The sequence below is a fragment of the Pseudoalteromonas sp. P1-8 genome (assembly GCF_001399985.1).
GTDB lineage: Bacteria > Pseudomonadota > Gammaproteobacteria > Enterobacterales > Alteromonadaceae > Pseudoalteromonas.
Window position 1 is genome coordinate 63937 of record NZ_LJSO01000003.1, and the last position, 19112, is coordinate 83048.

The window sequence follows — 19112 nt, forward strand, 5'->3', positions numbered from 1 at the left end:
ATTGGTAAAAGATTTACGAAAGGAGCTGGTTAGTCTGAGGTTGTGTCTCCAGTTCTCACAGTCTGTTACTAACTAGTTTCTTTCGTAATATTGCGTTTGTGCTGAAAATTAGAGGAGTCGAGGAAGTGTTTCGACGTTATTTAAATGTCACTAAACCTGGCATTATCATGGGCAATTTGATCTCTGTCGCGGGGGGATTCTTGCTGGCCTCTCGTGGTGATATTGACCCATGGTTAATGATCGCAACCTTACTAGGGTTATCTTTAGTAGTGGCATCAGGATGCGCGATCAATAACGTAATTGATCGTGATATTGATGTTGCTATGGCGCGCACTCGCAAACGCGTCACAGTGACTGGCGAAATGTCAGCAAAGGCGGCTATGGCACATGGCATCGTGCTTGGTGTTATTGGTTTCGGATTATTAGCAGTGTATACCAACGTAGTGGCACTCTTATTTGCTACTTTTGGTTACGTCATTTACGTCGGTGTGTACAGCTTATACATGAAACGTCGTTCTGTGTACGGCACCTTTGTAGGAAGTTTATCTGGCGCAGTACCACCTGTAGTGGGGTATTGTGCCGTAACTGGGCAGTTTGATGCTGGTGCTGTGATTTTATTGGTTATGTTTAGTCTATGGCAAATGCCTCATTCATATGCAATTGCAATCTTTCGTTATAACGACTACCAAGCGGCCAGAATTCCTGTGTTACCAGTAGCGCAGGGGATCGAGAAGGCAAAGCATCACATTGTTTTATATATCGCCGTGTATGCGTTGGTTGTGATGTTATTAACCATTAGTGGTTATACAGGTTTAGCCTTTATGGCTGTAGCCTGTACAACGAGTTTTTGGTGGTTGCTAATGGCGCTTCGTGGCTATCGTCGCAATATTGATGTAAGCGGCTGGGCGCGCCAAGTGTTTGCTTTTTCAATTGTAAACATCACGGTTTTGAGCATAGCGATGGCTTTAGATTACCATTCGGTAGCTCCACAGCTACTTGTTTTAACTTAGAAAAAAGTTGCTAACATATCCCAATGTTACAGTAGCAAAGGCCCGGTTTTTTCTCCACCGGGCCTTTTTTCTTTGTTATTTTTTAAAAACGAGCAGCTTGCTCTACCACAATACCATGGCGAGCCGCTAAACGGCGATGGTCTTTATCATAACCACCACCAATAACTGTTGCGACAGGTACATTGTGCTCAAGGCAACGCTTGAAGACTAAATGGTCGCGTTGCTCTATCCCTTGCCAGCTTATATCGAGTTTCCCTAAACCATCTTGCTGCCATACATCTACACCTGCATCATAAAGCACTAAATCTGGGTTTAGGGTGTTTAATAAATAACTCAGAGTATCGTCAACAACGCCTAGGTATTCACTATCAGCGACATTCGGCGCTAAACCTATGTCTAAATCGCTGGCTGACTTTCGAAATGGAAAATTCTTTTCACAGTGAATAGAGCAGGTATAAGCATAGGGCTGATGCGCCAGCATTGCTGCGGTACCATCACCTTGATGAACATCTAAATCAAAAATAAGTATATTGGTTACTTCACCACTTTTTATCAGAGTTTCGCTGGTGAAAGCGAGGTCGTTTACCATGCAATAGCCTGAGCCAAAATCAGTATGGGCATGATGAGTGCCCCCCGCTAAGTGACAAGCTATGCCATGTTTAAGGGCTAAACGTGCTGTTTGTAAGGTGCCCAGAGGCGCAGTAAAGGTACGTGCCATCAGCTCTTTTGACCAAGGTAAGCCAATACGGCGCATCGCTTTTTCATCTAAGCGGTTGTGCCAAAGGTCGTGGATATAGTTTTCGCAGTGCACTAATTCAAGGGGCTCAGGGCTGCCAAGCATCGGTTGAGTTAGGTTGTCATTTATTAATCCAAGGCTTTGTACATGCTCATATAAATAAGCAAACTTACTCATCACAAAGCGATGGTTAGGATCGAAACTAAACGAGTAATTTGGATGATACACCAAGGGTAAGTGGGGATTTAACTGCATAGCTCATTGAATAGCTGAATTTGCTACAGCATAACGAATCTACCGACAAAAGTTTACTCTGGTGCGTGAATTAAATGAGCTAATTCGCGATGTAATAATGCTTCATCACCCAGATTGAGCTCAATCAATCGTTTTAAGTGAGTAATACTATCAATATCGATATGTTCGCAGCGAAGGCCTGCATGCTGATGCTCAACATGGCACAGCTCCACTTGCATTTTAATCTCGATAGTTGATTCTGGCAGGGTGAAGATTAAGTCAGCTTTACTATGAATAGGCACTAAAAATGAATCACTTTTAGTAATGAGCGCACCTTGCAAAGATAGATCAAGTAACTGACAGTGATAGTCGTTATCTTCGATACGAAGGATCGCAGGGCAAGAAAATAATACCCGCGAAAACTCTCTGCGTTCATTCATAGCTGTATCTCCTACTTTAGTGACCTAATGAGTATAGTCGAGTCAGCGGTTGTCGCCTGATTAAATGGCAGCTGAGTATTGAAATTCAAAATCCGGTGGGTTGCCATTATTTGCAAATTAATCTCCTCGGTCTATCTTTAATAGGCATTGATAGGAGTATGATGTGATTACACTTGCAGAAATTGAAGCGGCACTTGATAACAATGAATTCTTTTTAGAATACTTACCCACAATACGTTTAAGTGATAATCGGTGTGTTGGAGCAGAAGCGCTTATTCGTTGGCAGCGAAATGATAAAGTCGTCCCACCTCTCGAGTTTATACCGTTAATTGAAGGTTCTGTATTAAGTGGCATGATCACATACTGGGTCATAGATAAAGTAGCCGAAGAGCTTGCTGAGTGGCTGAATAAGCATGACAACGTACATGTAGGTATTAATGTTCCACCAGAGCTTTGGGGGCGAGGCGGAGTATTCTATACCCTGAAAAAGTCAGCTTTGAATAGTAATGCCAGCAAAGTGATATTTGAATTATCTGAGCGAGGGATCCCCGATAGAATGGGTGTTCAAACTATTCTAGAAAATATCTCTAAGGCAAAAATGGCGTTAGATGATATGCAATTAGGTGAAGCGAATATCTTAGCGCTTGCGCAGTTAAATGTTGATTATATAAAAATAGATAAGTCGGTAATCGATCTGATTTTACAAGATGACTGGGCTACTTCATTACAAAAGAAACAACTCGCAAATTGTGGTTATGACAGTAATCATGCCTATATTGCTGAGGGAGTCGAAACCAAAAAACAAGCCCAAGTAGTCGCTAAAGCGGGGATACAATTTGCACAAGGTTGGTATTTTTCGAGATCATTGAAAGTTGATGAATTCCTTGCATACTTTGCACAAAAAAGCCCCTAAATAGGGGCTTTTTGAGTATCAGCTAATTAGCCAATTTTTTTGTATTTAATACGCTTAGGTTGTGCCGCTTCTGCGCCTAAGGTTTTCTTCAACCACTCTTCGTATTCTGTGTAGTTACCATCGAAGAAGTTAATTTGGCCTTCGTCACGGTAATCAAGAATATGTGTAGCAATACGGTCAAGGAACCAACGGTCATGCGAGATACACATTACACAGCCAGGGAACTCTAAAATAGCGTTCTCAAGTGCACGTAGTGTTTCAACGTCTAGGTCATTGGTTGGCTCATCCAGTAGTAATACGTTGCCACCTGCTTTTAATAGCTTAGCTAGGTGTAAACGGTTGCGCTCACCACCTGATAGGTCTTTAACGAATTTTTGTTGGTCGTTACCTTTGAAGTTAAAGCGGCCAACATAGGCACGGCTTGGGAATTCAAAGTTACCAATTTTTAATACGTCTTGGCCGTTAGAGATTTCTTGGAAAACAGTGTTGCTTTCGTCCATGTCGCCACGGAACTGATCAACCGTTGCAAGCTCAACTGTGTCACCAACAATAATCTCACCGCTATCAGGCGTTTCTTCACCACTTAGCATTTTGAATAGCGTTGATTTACCCGCACCATTGGCACCGATAATACCTACGATAGCGCCTTTCGGCATTGCAAAGTTTAAGTCATCGATTAATACACGGTCGCCAAAGCTCTTCTTCAGGCCTTTCACTTCGATAACTTGGTCACCTAAGCGTGGACCCGGTGGAATGAATAGTTCATTCGTTTCGTTACGCTTTTGGTAATCGTTTTGTTGAAGCTCAGAGAACTGTGCCATACGTGCTTTAGACTTAGCTTGACGGCCTTTCGGGTTTGAACGAACCCATTCAAGTTCTTGCGCGATTGATTTTTGACGTGCTTTTTCAGATTTCTGTTCTTGTTGTAAACGTAAATCTTTTTGCTCAAGCCACGATGAGTAGTTACCTTCCCAAGGAATACCTTCACCACGGTCAAGCTCTAAAATCCAACCTGCTACGTTATCTAAGAAATAACGGTCGTGGGTTACAGCAACCACGGTACCTTCGTAGTCGTGTAAGAAGCGCTCTAACCAAGCAACTGACTCAGCGTCTAAGTGGTTGGTCGGTTCGTCAAGAATAAGCATATCTGGTTTTTCAAGTAGTAAACGACAGATCGCAACACGGCGACGCTCACCACCCGAAAGGTGTTCAATTTTTGCATCCCAAGGTGGAAGGCGTAATGCATCAGCTGCACGCTCTAACACGTTGTCGATATTGTGACCGTCGTGCGCTTGGATGATAGCTTCTAGTTCGCCTTGCTCTTTAGCAAGTGCATCGAAGTCAGCACCGTCCATTGCATACTCGTTGTATACTTCATCAAGGCGATTTAGTGCATTTTTAACTTCGCTTACAGCTTCTTCTACTGTTTCGCGAACTGTTTTGCTTTCGTCTAGCACGGGTTCTTGCGGTAAGTAACCGATTTTAGTGCCTGGTTGAGGGCGAGCTTCACCTTCAAAGTCTTGGTCAACACCAGCCATAATGCGAAGTAACGTTGATTTACCTGCACCGTTTAGACCTAGCACACCAATTTTTGCGCCTGGGAAAAAGTGTAAAGAAATATCTTTTAAGATAGTGCGCTTAGGTGGCACAACCTTAGATACTCGACTCATCGAGAATATAAACTTGTCTGGTAACACCATGAAAGAAGCCTTCAATTTATAATAAAAATTAACAGCAAGTATTGTATACCCAAACTACCTCAAAATACAGAATTCAGCGTTTATGATAGGCTTAATATCAAGGTGTTATTTACTCAAAGAGTCATACATTTTAATTAATGACCGCTCAGAAATACTATTTCATTTAGACATCTAAACATCTAGAGGTTGAAATTTCTAACTATCCGTTCATAATTAGCAGTCAGATAAGTATGCTCGGAGCCAGCTATGCCCATTACAGTAAAAGATGAATTGCCTGCCATTGCAAAGTTACGTCAAGAAAACGTGTTTGTAATGCCAAAAAGTCGTGCTAAAACGCAAGAAATCCGCCCAATGCGTTTGGCCATCTTAAACTTAATGCCAAACAAAGTTGAAACCGAAGTGCAGTTTATTCGCTTGCTAGCAAACTCACCGCTGCAAGTTAATGTTGAGCTGTTGCGCTTAGATACCCATCGCACCAGCAGTAACTCTGAACAGCACATGGATACGTTTTATCGTTATTTTTCAGAAGTGAAAGATAATAACTACGATGCCATGATCATAACGGGCGCACCGCTTGCTCATTTAGAGTATGACGAAGTAGCCTACTGGGATGAACTAAAAATTATTTTAGATTGGGCAGAGCAGCATGTGACGTCTACGCTGTTTTCGTGTTGGGCGGCCCATGCGGGGCTTTATCATCACTATGGTCTTAAACGTGATCTGAAACCAAACAAATTAAGCGGTGTTTTCACCCATAAAAGCTATTTTGACCACGCAGCGCTAACGCGTGGCTTTGATGATACCTTTTTAGTGCCACATTCTCGTTATGGTCATATTGATATCGATAAGATCAATGCCTGCGAGGAGCTAGTGGTGTTAGCCGGATCAGAGCGAGTAGGTGCCTACTTAATTAAAAATAAATCAGGTAGCCAAGTGTATATTACTGGCCATCCAGAGTACGATGCTCATACCTTAAAAGGGGAGTATTTACGCGACCAAGAAAAATCAGCGGATGCACCTAAGCCAGAAAATTACTTCCCTGACGATAACCCAGACAACGAACCGTCGAAAACGTGGCAAAGCCATGCCTTTTTATTGTTTTCGAATTGGTTAAACTATTATGTGTACCAAACTACACCGTATGATATTAACTTAGTTAGCCAAGATGTAAGGACTAACAACTATGCCGAGTAATGCAGTGAATAAACGCGAACAATTAACCGAGGCGCTAAAACAGCGAATTTTAATCCTCGATGGCGCGATGGGCACCATGATCCAAGAATATAAATTAGAAGAACAGGATTATCGCGGTGAGCGCTTTAAAGACTGGCACGTACTTATTAAAGGCAATAACGATTTATTAAGCCTGACTCAGCCAAAAATCATTGCTGATATTCACCGTGCTTATTTAGAAGCCGGTGCCGATATCATCGAAACGAATACCTTTAATGCCACGACTATTTCTATGGAAGATTACGACATGGCGAGCCTTAGCCGCGAAATCAACCTCGAGTCAGCGAAGCTTGCACGCGGCGTGTGTGATGAACTTGAAGCAAAAGATCCTAGCAAACCGCGTTATGTAGCCGGTGTACTTGGGCCAACGTCAAAAACCTGTTCTATTTCACCAGATGTAAATGACCCAGGTTATCGTAATATCAACTTTGATAAGCTGGTGGCTGCGTATGTTGAGTCAACACTGGCATTAATGGAAGGTGGTGCTGACCTTATTTTAATAGAAACCATCTTTGATACCCTTAATGCTAAAGCGGCTTCGTTCGCTGTAGAAGAAGCATTCGAGCAAGCTGGTCGTAGTTTACCTGTGATGATTTCGGGCACCATTACCGATGCCTCTGGCCGTACTTTATCAGGGCAAACCACAGAAGCATTTTATAACTCAATTCGTCATATTAAACCGCTATCAATCGGCCTTAACTGCGCCCTAGGCCCTGACTTACTGCGCCAGTATGTTGAAGAGTTATCGCGCGTTTGTGAAACCTTTACCTCGGTGCATCCAAATGCAGGTTTACCGAACGAGTTTGGCGAATATGATTTAGAAGCTCCTGAAATGGCAAAAGAAATTATTGATTGGGGCAAGTCTGGCTTTATCAATATTGTAGGTGGTTGTTGTGGCACGACACCGGCTCATATTAAGGCGTTTGCGAAAGGCCTTGAAGGTGTAAAACCTCGCCAATTACCTGAGCTTGAAGTGCGTATGCGCTTATCGGGCCTTGAAGCGTGTAACTTAAACTAGGAAACCGACATGACTGACCAAATTGCTGTATTTACTAACGTCGGTGAGCGTACCAATGTAACAGGCTCGGCTAAGTTTAAGCGCTTGATCATGGAAGAAGATTACGAGACCGCTCTCGATGTTGCCCGTGAACAAGTAGAAAATGGCGCGCAAGTGATTGATATCAACATGGATGAAGCTATGTTGGACTCAAAAGCGGCGATGGTAAAGTTTTTAAACTTAATTGCCTCAGAGCCTGATATCTCAAAAGTACCTATCATGGTCGACTCATCTAAATGGGAAGTGATTGAAGCAGGCTTAAAGTGTATTCAAGGTAAGGCCATTGTTAACTCAATTTCACTTAAAGAAGGTGAAGAGCCATTCATCCGCCAAGCTAAGCTAATTAAACGCTTTGGTGCTGCTGCGGTGGTTATGGCGTTTGATGAAACCGGGCAAGCAGAAACTGCTGATCGTAAGTTCGAGATTTGTCAGCGTAGTTACAAAATACTCGTTGATGATATTGGCTTTCCGCCAGAAGACATTATTTTTGACCCAAACATTTTTGCCGTCGCAACGGGCATTGAAGAGCACGATAACTACGCTGTTGAGTTTATTGAAGGTACGCGCCGAATTAAGCAAGGCTTACCGCACTGTAAAGTGTCGGGTGGTGTATCGAATGTGTCGTTCTCGTTCCGTGGTAATAACCCAGTACGTGAAGCTATTCACTCAGTGTTTTTATACCACGCGATTAAAGCGGGTATGGACATGGGCATTGTAAATGCGGGCCAATTAGCGGTTTACGATGATATTCCCGAAGAGCTGCGCAAAGCTGTAGAAGATGTGATCCTCAATACCGACCCAGGTGCCGGTGAGCGACTTGTTGAACTTGCACCCAAATACTCTGGTATGGCGCAAGCAGAGAAAGTTGAAGATTTAGAGTGGCGTACTTGGCCTGTTGAAAAGCGCCTTGAACATGCACTAGTAAAAGGCATTACCGAATACATCGATGAAGATACCGAAGAGTGCCGCAAGAGCAAAGCTAAGCCTATCGAAGTGATCGAAGGCCCGCTTATGGACGGCATGAACGTAGTAGGTGACTTATTTGGCTCAGGTAAAATGTTCTTACCTCAGGTTGTTAAATCTGCTCGTGTGATGAAGCGCGCCGTAGCCTATCTTGATCCTTTCATTGAAGCTGAAAAAGAAGAGGGCGCAACCAATGGCAAAGTGGTTATGGCAACCGTTAAGGGTGACGTACACGACATTGGTAAGAACATTGTAGGCGTTGTACTGCAATGTAATAACTACGAGGTTATCGACCTTGGTGTGATGGTGCCGGCAGAGAAAATCTTGCAAACCGCCATTGACGAGAAAGCCGATATTATTGGTTTATCAGGGCTTATTACCCCTTCGCTTGATGAAATGGTGCATGTTGCGAAAGAAATGACCCGCCGTGGTTTTGAATTACCGCTACTGATTGGTGGTGCAACAACCTCTAAAGCGCATACCGCGGTTAAAATTGAACCACAGTATGATAAAGGTGTGGTTTATGTAAATAACGCCAGCCGCGCTGTAGGTGTAGTTTCTAATTTATTGTCGAAAGAATTAAAACCAGCATTTTTAGAGAAAACCAAGGCTGAGTATGAAAAAGTACGTGAACAACAAGCACGTAAAAAGCCGCGCTCAAAACCAGTTACTTTACAGCGTGCTCGCGACAACGCTGTAAAACTCGATTGGGACAACTACACGCCGCCTGTACCGAAAAAGCTGGGTGTGACTGAGTTTAAAGATGTTTCGATTGCGGCGTTAAGACAGTACATCGACTGGACACCTTATTTCATGACGTGGTCAATCGCTGGTAAGTACCCACGTATTCTTGAAGATGAAATTGTAGGTGAACAGGCTAAAAGCTTATATGCTGATGCCAACGCAATGCTTGATGAGCTTGAGCAATCAGGTGCGCTACAACCTCTAGGTGTCATTGGTTTATTCCCTGCAAACCGAGTAGGGGATGACATTGAGATTTACACCGATGAGTCGCGTACAACGCTTTTAACTACAGCGTGTCATTTACGTCAGCAAACAGAAAAAACCGACTTTGCTAATTATTGTTTAGCTGATTATATTGCGCCAAAAGGCACCCCTGATTACTTTGGTGCTTTTGCGGTTACTGGTGGTCTTGAAGAAGACGACCTTGCCGATGCCTTCGATGCTAAGCAAGATGATTATAATAAAATCATGGTTAAAGCCGTAGCAGATCGCTTGGCTGAGGCATTTGCTGAGTACTTGCATGAGCAAGTACGTAAAGAGTATTGGGGCTATGCGGTAGATGAAAATCTATCGAACGATGAACTTATTCGTGAAAACTACCAAGGTATTCGCCCTGCGCCAGGTTATCCTGCTTGTCCTGAACATACAGAGAAGAAGAAAATCTGGCAGTTACTTGATACCGAGCAGCGTATTGGCATGAAGCTAACCAGTTCATATGCAATGTGGCCGGGTGCGGCGGTTTCTGGTTGGTATTTCTCTCACCCTGAAGCTAAGTACTACGCTGTAGCGCAAATTCAAAAAGATCAGGTTGAAGATTACGCTAAGCGTACCAACATGACTCTTGCAGAAGCTGAGCGTTGGTTGTCGCCTAATTTGGGCTATGAACCAGAATAATAACCTTTAGTTATTAGCTTTTGTTTAAATTAAAAACGAGCCCACAAATGGCTCGTTTTTTTATGCTCATTTTTTATCATACTTTTTTCTTTTTAATTGTTTTAATACTGGCAAATTCCTTCTAATTTATATATTTGTGTTAAAGTTATACCAATTCGCTTAATAAAGTGGTCTATTTTGAGGCAATAAAACCTCGTTGATAACAAGGCAAAAATTTCGTTATTTAGTTGTTCTAAATCAGAAATTTTTAACGCAGNCAGGTTTAATCCCTCAAAATGATTAAGTATTATTGCGGATTGGTATTATTGAGATTGATCAAGAAATCTAAGGTGAAATTGTGATTGATACAGTGAATGCAAGTGACAAAGATAAAGCACGATTTTTACGTGTTTTTGCATTTATTGGTTCGATTACCTCGTTTTTAATGGCGATCACCAGCTATCAAGATGGTTACCATGCCCTTAGCTATTTATTGATTATTGGCGGCTTTGTGTTTGCCTCACCTTTCGTCATTAAAAATCGTGACGAAACCATCGCAGTACTTATGCTGTACGCCCTCTATTCGATGATGTGTTTTTTAATTGTCTCTGGGGGGAGCAATGGCACTGGGCCGTTATGGCTGTTTATTGTATCTCCTGTGACATTTTTTATTCGTGGCTTAAAGCGCGGAGCGTTCGATCTTATCTTGCTTGCCAGTATTATCTCGGTGCTTTTCTATTTTACCGATCAATTTGGTTATTACAGTTATCCGAGTCACTACTTTCCGACACGGGTCATGCTGTGTTTCTCGATTTTATGTATTTTGGCTGGCTTCTACGAATATTACCGTAACAAATACAGTTTGCAGTTAATGGAACAACTTAAGCTTAATCAAAAGCTTGCACGTACTGATGCGATGACTGAACTCGCTAACCGTCGCTACGCAACTGAATGCTTGCAAGATAAGCGCTTTGGCGAAGGGGCTGTGTTCTTGCTGATGGATGTTGATAACTTTAAACAAATCAACGATACCTACGGTCATCAAGTGGGCGATGAGGTGCTAATATTTTTCGCTGATGTCTTTAAAGAAGTGTGCACAGAAGAAGATGTTATTTCCCGTTGGGGCGGCGAAGAGTTTTTAATAGTGATCCCAACAGGGTATGAGCTCAGAGCCAGAAAAGTAGCTGAAAAAATCCATAAGAAGCTTGCTGAAAAGCCATTTACGAGCGGCCAGCATCGTTTTAATGTCACCTTAAGTATTGGCTTGTACGTGCGCGTTGCTGATGAGAGCGTGGATCACTGTTTGAACATTGCCGATAAACGGCTTTACCGCGCTAAATCGCAAGGTAAAAATCAAACGGTTGCTGAAGTCGATTTAGCAAAGCATGAGCCTGCTTGATAAATAAAGCCGCAATTAGCGGCTTTATTGATTGCTCAAATTAATGGCTTTTTTCAAAGTCGCTGACTTCACGCTCAGCTTCTTCCTTAGATTTACCGTATTTTTGCTGAAGTTTACCAACCAGCTCTTTACGGCTACCTTCAATTTTATCTAAATCATCATCGGTAAGGTCACCCCATTTACGTTGTGCTTTACCTTTAAGCTCTTTCCAATTGCCTTCTAAACGATCGCTGTTCATCATAATCTCCTTACTTTGTTAAACATTCATCTTAGTAAGAGCAATCGCTGTACCAATTTGGTGAAATTTACTAACTTATTGATTTATAGTTGTTTTATGCTTTTACATATAATGAGTGGAATTTATAAGTTTGCAATTACTACGTAGTTTTTAGAATCAGCCTGTAATATTTTCTGTTGCGCTAGTTTTTAGATACTTAGTGGCTCTTAGAGGTATAGCGATTGATTATCCGCGTGTATTCTTCAGTTGATTTTAGTTTACGCAAGTTCTCGTTAAACAGGTCTCTTAAGGCTTCGTCTCGAAATAAAAAGCCACTGGGATTTTTGCCAAACAACGCAAATCGTTGCACAGGTTTAGAGACATCAATTTCGTCATTGATATTAATTAATGCTCGATAATAATCAAAAATTTTACCGTCCATCTGGATCACCTCGTAGCGCTCTCGATACAAAAGCTGTACTTGTGCAAGTTGATCATAGGTTTCTGCGTATTGTGGGTTTTCTCTGGCCATTGCTTGATATTCTGGTGTGAGTAATTCTTTTGCACCTTGCCATGAAAGAACACTAAAGTGTTTTAATTGTGCAATAGAGCTAAGCTGCAGGTTTTGCTTGGCCAGACTAAAAGCGAAGTTCTCGTAGCTGTAAGCAATATCTGAAAAGTAACCGCTCATTTGATGGGTTTCGATAACTTTTTCATTAATATCAGACACAACATCAACTAAGTTCTCAGTATACAAAGGGATCCGCCTTGCATAGGGAACGTAGACATAGTGTATTTGATAACCGTGAACACCGAGTGTCGCACGAAGTAAGTCAGGAATTATGCCTGTGTTGTCTTCAACCATGACCCAAGGTGGTAGTGTATTGCCAAGTGCAACCGTAATTTTTTGCTGACTAAACGCTTTTTGAAACGGGAAAACTAAAAGTAGCAAGGTGATTAAAATACGGGTGTAAATCCTGAACAAGTTAATTCCTTATTCTGATTTTTGTTTGGTCGTTTAATCAAGAATAAGTCTAAACTGGCAGAATGCAATGTTTTCACTTCTAAAGCCCGAGATAGAAAATAAGCCTATAGCCATCGCAATTTTTAGTTTTTTGATACAATGCGTGAAAAGAAAGTAAGAGATACCTAACGTGCTGCCAGTTCAAGATATTTATCAATCCTTGTTAACCACATTACAGAGTAACCCAATGGCCTTATTGCAAGCGCCACCGGGAGCGGGTAAATCGACATGGCTGCCTCTTACCTTAATGCGCGAAGGGCACTTTAAACGCATTGTTATGTTAGAGCCAAGACGACTGGCTGCACGCAATATTGCCCAGTATTTGGCAAGTCAGCAGAATGAAAAAGTCGGTGACAGTGTCGGCTTACGCATTCGTGGTGAATCAAAAGTAAGTTCTACAACTAAACTCGAAATTGTCACCGAAGGCATGTTGACGCGTATGTTGCAAAATGACCCAGAGCTTAGTGGTGTAGACTTACTTATTTTTGATGAGTTTCACGAGCGCTCAATTGCCGCAGATACGGCTTTGGCATTTGCCCTCGAAACACAGGCGGCACTTCGCGATGATTTAAAAATCTTACTGATGTCGGCAACCCTAGATGGCGATCGTTACAGTGAGTTTTTCAGCTGTCCTATTATCTCATCACAAGGTCGAAGCTACCCGATTGATGAAGTGTATATTCCACTTAAAGACGAAAGCCGTTGGCTCGATGACATACCTGCACTAATAAAACAGGCGCTTAGTGAGCAAACTGGCAGTGCTTTAGTATTTTTACCAGGGCAGCGTGAAATCATGCGCGTTCAGCAGTCTTTAAATGATTTAGGTGATAGCGTCGAAGTATTTAGCTTGTATGGTGAGCAAAATAAAAACGAGCAACAAGCTGCTATCGCGCCTGCTAAAAATGGCAAACGCAAAGTGGTATTAACCACCAATGTCGCTGAAACCAGTTTGACCATTGAAGGAATACGTATTGTGGTTGATAGCGGCAAACGCCGTGCTGCCAATTTCAATTTAAAAACCGGTGTTACAGAGCTTGTTACGCAAAGTATTTCTCGTTCTTCTGCCATACAGCGCGCTGGTCGTGCTGGGCGAATTGAGCCGGGGGTTGTGTATCGATTAGGCTCTAAGCAAACCTTTGAGCGCCGTAACAGCCATGATGCGCCAGAAATTCTGACCAGTGATATTAGTCAGTTGTTATTAGAGGCAAAGCAGTGGGGGGCATCACTTGCTGAGCTTAGCTTACTCGACCCACCTAGTCGCCAGCAGATTAAACAGGCAACGGCACTTTTGAAAATGCTCGAAGCCATTGATGAAAATGAAAAGCTAACACCCCTTGGCAGCCAAATGCTGAGCTATGGAGCCGATATTCGCCTCTCGCATATGCTCATTAAGGCAAAGCTACTAGAGCAGCGCATGTCTGGTATTTATGTATTAGCAGGGTATTTAACTGCACTGCTTGAAAGCCGCATCAGTATGCCAGCTGATCTTAATTTGGCATTACATAGTCAGCACAGCAAACCGCACCCAGTATTTAAGCAGCAATTAAATTATTGGCTATCGCGCTTGCAACTCAAGCCGGTTAATGAGCTTAAAACAGAGTACTTGTCGCTGCTGGTGGCGCTTGCTTTTCCAGACCGCCTAGCCAAAAAGCGCGGTAATGGTTATTTACTTGCCAATGGTGCAGGCGCCGATTTAAGTGAGGAGTTTTGGCATAACGATGACTATATTGCCATTGCGCATATGGGCGGTCATAAGGGAAACCGTGTTTTTGCCGCTGTTGCCTTTTTGCCAAGTGAGCTTGAAGATGAGCTTTCGCATTTATTTACTGAGCAAACTCGCTGCGAATACGATGAAAAAGCAGGGCGTTTTATCCATCAAGATGAGCTCAAGCTGGGTGCCATCACCATAGCGAGTCAACCAAGTAAACAGCCACTAGATAAAAACGAGCGCACCAAAGCTTGGTTAAATTTATTTAGTAAGCGGGGCTTTTCGATATTTAATGAACAGCCCGATAGTGAGCAGTTACTTATTCGAATGAGCTTGGCAAGTAAGCTGTTACCAGAGTCATTTCCGCGTTTAAATCATGATGATTTAATTGCCGATAGCCAATGGCTTGCACCTTATTTGGATGATATTAAAAACCTTGAACAATTAAAAAAGTTCAATTACAGCGAAGCGATTAAAAGCTGTTTTGATTGGCAGCAGCAAAGCTTATTGAATGAACACCTGCCCTTGCGATTAACGGTGCCAAGTGGTTCAAATGTAAAAGTGACCTATCAGCTCGATGGCCCTGCGAAGCTCAGTGTACGCATGCAAGAAGTGTATGGCATGACCAGCACGCCTTTGCTAGCCCAAGGTAAACTGCCATTATTAATGGAGCTATTATCACCAGCGAGGCGGCCGCTGCAGTTAACTCAAGACTTAGCTAACTTTTGGCAAACGAGTTACCGCGATGTGCAAAAAGAAATGAAAGGGCGTTATCCAAAACATTTTTGGCCAGACGACCCAGCCACCAGCCAAGCGACTAATAAAGTAAAAAGTAAGATGTGATTTTAATGAAGCTGAGTGCTTAGCTCAGCTTCATCACTTGCCTTAGATCTGCACGCTTCATAAACCGTTACAATTTCAAGCCTTGTTTTGGTTTCTCTTTTGTTGGTTGTTTAGTAGTCTAATTGAGTCATTAGTAAAAAAGAGAAATCCTGTGTCTGCAGCTATTACCCTTGCTCAATACGTTAAAAAACGTACAGGTGTGCCTCTTGGCCATAAAGATTCGTTGCGCAATATGCTGATACGCTCGCTGGGTGCTAGCTCGTTTTATTTATTTTGGCGATATTGGAATCCGGTGTGGAGCTATTACTTATCTCGGTATGTAATGAAGCCTTGCAATGACATTATGCCGGCTTGGTGTGCCCTTGTTTTGACTTTTGCTGTCAGTGGGGCGCTGCACGATTTAGCGGTGAGTTTAGTGAAGTTAAAGCCACTATTCTTTTTTACTCCTTGGTTTACTGTGATGGGCGTGTTGGTATTAGTAAGCAAGTACAGCCAACTCCAGTTTAGCTCTGCTCCTTGGTGGTTAAGAGCGCTCGCCAACATCAGCTTTATTGTATTGAGCTATTGGTTGACGAGCCACCTTTTTTAGCACGTTACTGCGTTGCTAAAGGGTAGTCAGTGTAACCTTTAGCACCGCCTCCAAACAAGGTATCTGGATCATGCTGCGCAAGTTCAATACCTTGCTCAATACGTGCTGGCAGATCAGGGTTTGCAACAAACGGGCGACCAAAGCCAATTAAATCAGCCCAGCCTGCGGCTAATGCTTGCTCTGCTTTCTCGCCAGTGTATTTACCTGCATAAATCATTAACCCAGCATAGTTTTCACGCAGTGCTTGCTTAAAACTTTGCTCCATTAAAGGCGCATCATCCCAATCAGCTTCGGCAATGTGCATATAAGCAACGTTGAGATCACTGAGTACTTTTGCTGCGCCAATATAGGTTTCAAATGGGTTATCATCGACCGTCCCATTGAGGGTTGTGAGTGGAGCAAGGCGCACGCCAACACGCTCAGCGCCAATTTCATCACAAACCGCTTGTGTCACTTGTTGTAAAAAGCGTAAGCGGTTTTCTAAACTGCCGCCGTATTCATCAGTGCGTTGGTTTGACTCTGAATCAATAAATTGATTAATTAAGTAACCATTAGCAGCGTGAAGTTCAATACCATCAAACCCTGCATCAACTGCATTACGGGCTGCTTGGCGGTATTCGTTTATAACCTGTTTGATGTCGTCATGGCTCATTGCGCGTGGCTGTGCTGTGGCAACAAAGTCAGGTTTGTCATCTTCATCAATAAAAACTTTTACGTCTTTAGCTGCAATAGCAGATGGCGCGATTGGTTGCTCGCCACCTGTGTTACTTGGGTGAGATACTCGGCCAACATGCCAAAGCTGAGCGAACATAATGCCACCAGCTTGATGAACTTTGTCGGTTACTTTCTTCCAACCGGCAATTTGCTCGGCAGTGTAAATACCCGGTGTCCAAGCATAACCCTTACCTAGGGCTGATATTTGTGTGCCTTCGCTGATAATTAAGCCAGCGCTCGCACGTTGTGCATAGTAGTCGGCCATTAACTCATTGGCGATATCACCCGGTTGTGATGAGCGAGAGCGGGTCATCGGTGGCATAACAATGCGGTTTTTTAATGTATGACCGGCAAGTTGTACAGTATCGAATAATTTGTTCATTACGGCTCCTTGAAAGCGAATATGCTTTCAGCATAACGAAAATTATTTATGAAATTAATGCCACTAATCACAAAACACTTTTGTTAAAAGTGCAAAAACTAAAGCGTTAACCTAGGTGCTATAAAGTCTAAAAACGCTAATACTCGTGATGACACACCGCTGTTTTGATAATACACCGCATGCACTTTTTCGCGGCGATTAGGGCTCAGTACCTCGCCTTCGAGCACTTTTACTAAACGGCCTGCTTTTAAATCTTCGTTGATCATAAATTCCGACAACAAGGTAATGCCGTGACCTTGAATACAAAGCTGGCGCACAGTTTCACCACTTGATGCACTGATTGAAAATTTAAGATCTAAAGGTGTGGTTAGCGGCCAGTGATTTAAATGCGGCGCATCGGTAAAACCAATAAGCTGGTGCGAGGCTAAGTCGGTTAGCTCGTTTAATGGCGGTGCCGCTTTTAAATAATCAGGGCTGGCAACGAGGTGTAGTTTGCTAACTCCCAAAGTGCGCGCATGCAAGTTTGAGTCAGCGAGTTCGCCAATACGAATAGCAATATCGGTTTTATGCTCAAGTAAATCGATAATGTTGTCGTGGCTGGTGATTTCGAGTTTTATATCAGGGTAAGCTTGGTTAAAGGCTTTTAAATGTGGTGCTAATTGGTGAAACACAAAGGGGCTTGCAGCATCGACTCTTAATTTTCCTGATGGGGCGCAGTGCAAAAGCTTTAAGGCCTCTTCGCCTTGTGCAAGCTGACTCAGTGCTTCTCTAGCATAGCCTAAAAATAACTGACCTTCTTCGGTCAGCTCAATGCGCCTTGTAGTGCGGTTGAATAAGGTAACGTTTAAGGATTTTTCGAGCCGAGTTACCGCCCGTGATATTTTTGCTACTTGCTCATCTAATGCATTGGCTGCACTTGAGAACCCGCCGGTATCAACCACGCTAATAAATGCTTCTAAATCTTGGGTGTTGGAGATCACGCTCATGGTTTTACCTTTTCATTTTTGACAAAAGTATTTTGTCACTACTGCTATTTTTTGCAAATTTAATTTTAGCCACAATAGCCGCACTTTCAAAATTAAACAGAGGATATGTGATGCCAATAGCATTACTTGCGTTAACTCTCAGTGCGTTTGCCATAGGCACCACTGAGTTTGTGATTGTCGGCTTAGTGCCAACCATCGCTGATGATTTAGCGGTTTCGTTACCGAGTGCCGGACTACTTGTTAGCTTGTACGCATTAGGGGTTGCGGTGGGGGCGCCAGTATTAACCGCGCTAACCGGACGCTGGAATCGAAAACATGTATTACTTAGCTTAATGAGCCTATTTGTAATTGGTAATTTACTGGCTTGGCAAGCACCTAGTTATGGTAGCTTGATCACCGCAAGGATTCTAACAGGCCTTGCCCATGGGGTGTTTTTCTCAATTGGTTCAACGATCGCTACTGGGCTTGTCAGTAAAGATAAAGAAGCCAGTGCCATTGCGATTATGTTTACGGGGTTAACGGTTGCATTAGTAACCGGTGTGCCATTAGGGACTTGGATTGGTCAGCACTTTGGTTGGCGAGCGACCTTTTTAGTAGTGTCTTTACTGGGCTTAATTGCACTTGTTGGTAGCGCATTTTTAATTCCTAGCAACTTAAAGCAAAGTAAACCGGCGACTTTGGGTGAGCAGCTAAAAGTAATGGTGCAACCTAGGCTTTTACTGGTGTACTTGATGACCATACTTGGTTATGGCGGCACATTTACTGCCTTTACATATTTAGCGCCCATTTTAGAGCAGCAAACTGGTTTTGCATCAGCCACCATTAGCTTAATTATGCTGGTATATGGGGTATCGGTTGCTGTTGGCAATATCTACGGCGGTAAATTAGCTGATAAAAAAGGCCCCATTAGTGCGCTGACCATTATCTTTAGTGCTTTGAGTATTGTGCTGTTAGTGCTGACCTTTACCATGCAATCTAAAGTCGCTGCGGTACTGACCATACTTGTATGGGGGGCATTTGCGTTTGGTAATGTGCCTGGGCTGCAAGTTTATGTGGTTAAACTTGCCGAAAAGTTCACACCCAATGCCGTCGATGTGGCCTCAGGGTTGAACATTGCAGCGTTTAATATCGGGATTGCGCTAGGTTCAGTGTTAGGTGGTGTTGTCGTTGAAAACTACTCATTGCAAGACACTGCTTGGATTGGCGCTATCATCAGTTTAGCGGCGTTAATTGCAACACGATACAGCGGCTATTTAGATAAACGCGAGATCCCAAAGCCACAAACAGCTTAAAACTAAATTGTTGATAGTTCGATGCTTTGTCGTTATTTTAGGTGCGTAGTTTGAT

Annotated in this window: 16 protein-coding genes; 9 read left to right on the forward strand and 7 right to left on the reverse strand. The window is 42.9% G+C overall.

Translation table 11 applies throughout. From position 1 onward, the window contains the following. Positions 1 to 125 precede the first annotated feature (125 nt). Entirely contained in the window at positions 126 to 1010 is an 885-nt protein-coding gene (cyoE, locus tag AN213_RS05620) for a heme o synthase (protein ID WP_054554292.1), read from the forward strand. 82 nt (positions 1011 to 1092) lie between these two features. On the opposite strand, the gene AN213_RS05625 is transcribed toward cyoE, so the two are convergent. Further along, positions 1093 to 2001, reverse strand: coding sequence for a histone deacetylase (locus tag AN213_RS05625; RefSeq protein ID WP_055197881.1), 909 nt, complete (start codon positions 1999 to 2001; stop codon positions 1093 to 1095). A gap of 53 nt (positions 2002 to 2054) precedes the next feature. Next, positions 2055 to 2420 carry a PilZ domain-containing protein gene (locus tag AN213_RS05630; protein ID WP_055020656.1) on the reverse strand — a complete coding sequence of 122 codons (366 nt, stop codon included), beginning with the start codon at positions 2418 to 2420 and terminating at the stop codon, positions 2055 to 2057. A 163-nt stretch (positions 2421 to 2583) separates the two neighbouring features. Here AN213_RS05630 and AN213_RS05635 point away from each other — a divergent pair, with 163 nt between their 5' ends. Beyond that, the gene (locus tag AN213_RS05635; RefSeq protein WP_055020657.1) at positions 2584 to 3333 is read left to right on the forward strand and encodes an EAL domain-containing protein; all 750 of its coding nucleotides are present in this window, start codon (positions 2584 to 2586) and stop codon (positions 3331 to 3333) included. Positions 3334 to 3359: 26 nt separating this feature from the next. On the opposite strand, the gene ettA is transcribed toward AN213_RS05635, so the two are convergent. Continuing rightward, complete coding sequence (gene ettA / locus AN213_RS05640; protein ID WP_054562291.1) at positions 3360 to 5033, reverse strand: energy-dependent translational throttle protein EttA; 1674 nt, start codon at positions 5031 to 5033, stop codon at positions 3360 to 3362. A gap of 246 nt (positions 5034 to 5279) precedes the next feature. Here ettA and metA point away from each other — a divergent pair, with 246 nt between their 5' ends. From metA to AN213_RS05660, 4 genes are all read left to right on the forward strand, one after another. Next, positions 5280 to 6227: a homoserine O-succinyltransferase gene (gene metA, locus AN213_RS05645; RefSeq protein WP_054562290.1), complete on the forward strand. Its 948-nt coding sequence runs from the start codon at positions 5280 to 5282 to the stop codon at positions 6225 to 6227. Further along, positions 6217 to 7284, forward strand: a complete 1068-nt coding sequence (locus AN213_RS05650) for a homocysteine S-methyltransferase family protein (protein ID WP_054562289.1) — start codon at positions 6217 to 6219, stop codon at positions 7282 to 7284. Before metA ends, AN213_RS05650 begins: the two co-directional genes overlap by 11 nt. 9 nt (positions 7285 to 7293) lie before the next feature. Beyond that, a complete protein-coding gene (gene metH / locus AN213_RS05655) occupies positions 7294 to 9924 on the forward strand; it encodes a methionine synthase (RefSeq protein WP_055197883.1) in 2631 nt (876 codons plus the stop codon). A 337-nt stretch (positions 9925 to 10261) separates the two neighbouring features. Next, positions 10262 to 11302 carry a GGDEF domain-containing protein gene (locus AN213_RS05660; protein WP_055020659.1) on the forward strand — a complete coding sequence of 347 codons (1041 nt, stop codon included), beginning with the start codon at positions 10262 to 10264 and terminating at the stop codon, positions 11300 to 11302. Between the two features lie 40 nt (positions 11303 to 11342). Here the strand turns inward: AN213_RS05660 and AN213_RS05665 are convergent, their stop codons facing one another. Both AN213_RS05665 and AN213_RS05670 read right to left on the reverse strand, forming a co-directional pair. After that, positions 11343 to 11540, reverse strand: coding sequence for a CsbD family protein (locus AN213_RS05665; RefSeq protein ID WP_054562286.1), 198 nt, complete (start codon positions 11538 to 11540; stop codon positions 11343 to 11345). A 196-nt stretch (positions 11541 to 11736) separates the two neighbouring features. Further along, positions 11737 to 12504, reverse strand: a complete 768-nt coding sequence (locus AN213_RS05670) for an ABC transporter substrate-binding protein (protein WP_055197885.1) — start codon at positions 12502 to 12504, stop codon at positions 11737 to 11739. Between the two features lie 169 nt (positions 12505 to 12673). Here AN213_RS05670 and hrpB point away from each other — a divergent pair, with 169 nt between their 5' ends. Together hrpB and AN213_RS05680 are read left to right on the forward strand one after the other, a co-directional pair. Next, positions 12674 to 15094 carry an ATP-dependent helicase HrpB gene (gene hrpB, locus AN213_RS05675; RefSeq protein WP_055197886.1) on the forward strand — a complete coding sequence of 807 codons (2421 nt, stop codon included), beginning with the start codon at positions 12674 to 12676 and terminating at the stop codon, positions 15092 to 15094. 151 nt (positions 15095 to 15245) lie between these two features. Further along, a complete protein-coding gene (locus tag AN213_RS05680; protein ID WP_054562283.1) occupies positions 15246 to 15683 on the forward strand; it encodes an MBOAT family O-acyltransferase in 438 nt (145 codons plus the stop codon). Between the two features lie 4 nt (positions 15684 to 15687). Here AN213_RS05680 and AN213_RS05685 read toward each other — a convergent pair whose 3' ends face one another. Continuing rightward, entirely contained in the window at positions 15688 to 16779 is a 1092-nt protein-coding gene (locus tag AN213_RS05685) for an alkene reductase (protein ID WP_055197887.1), read from the reverse strand. 98 nt (positions 16780 to 16877) lie between these two features. Continuing rightward, the gene (locus AN213_RS05690; protein WP_055197889.1) at positions 16878 to 17765 is read right to left on the reverse strand and encodes a LysR substrate-binding domain-containing protein; all 888 of its coding nucleotides are present in this window, start codon (positions 17763 to 17765) and stop codon (positions 16878 to 16880) included. A gap of 110 nt (positions 17766 to 17875) precedes the next feature. On the opposite strand from AN213_RS05690, the gene AN213_RS05695 reads away from it, so the two are divergent. Beyond that, a complete protein-coding gene (locus AN213_RS05695) occupies positions 17876 to 19057 on the forward strand; it encodes an MFS transporter (protein WP_054562280.1) in 1182 nt (393 codons plus the stop codon). Positions 19058 to 19112: the final 55 nt, after the last annotated feature.

Bases quoted from the DNA above. Each gene is read 5' to 3' on its own strand.
- AN213_RS05625 (WP_055197881.1), bottom strand. From the start codon at position 2,001: ATGCAGTTAAATCCCCACTTACCCTTGGTGTATCATCCAAATTACTCG.
- AN213_RS05630 (WP_055020656.1), bottom strand. From the start codon at position 2,420: ATGAATGAACGCAGAGAGTTTTCGCGGGTATTATTTTCTTGCCCTGCG.
- ettA (WP_054562291.1), bottom strand. From the start codon at position 5,033: ATGGTGTTACCAGACAAGTTTATATTCTCGATGAGTCGAGTATCTAAG.
- metA (WP_054562290.1), top strand. From the start codon at position 5,280: ATGCCCATTACAGTAAAAGATGAATTGCCTGCCATTGCAAAGTTACGT.
- AN213_RS05650 (WP_054562289.1), top strand. From the start codon at position 6,217: ATGCCGAGTAATGCAGTGAATAAACGCGAACAATTAACCGAGGCGCTA.
- metH (WP_055197883.1), top strand. From the start codon at position 7,294: ATGACTGACCAAATTGCTGTATTTACTAACGTCGGTGAGCGTACCAAT.
- AN213_RS05665 (WP_054562286.1), bottom strand. From the start codon at position 11,540: ATGAACAGCGATCGTTTAGAAGGCAATTGGAAAGAGCTTAAAGGTAAA.
- AN213_RS05685 (WP_055197887.1), bottom strand. From the start codon at position 16,779: ATGAACAAATTATTCGATACTGTACAACTTGCCGGTCATACATTAAAA.
- AN213_RS05690 (WP_055197889.1), bottom strand. From the start codon at position 17,765: ATGAGCGTGATCTCCAACACCCAAGATTTAGAAGCATTTATTAGCGTG.
- AN213_RS05695 (WP_054562280.1), top strand. From the start codon at position 17,876: ATGCCAATAGCATTACTTGCGTTAACTCTCAGTGCGTTTGCCATAGGC.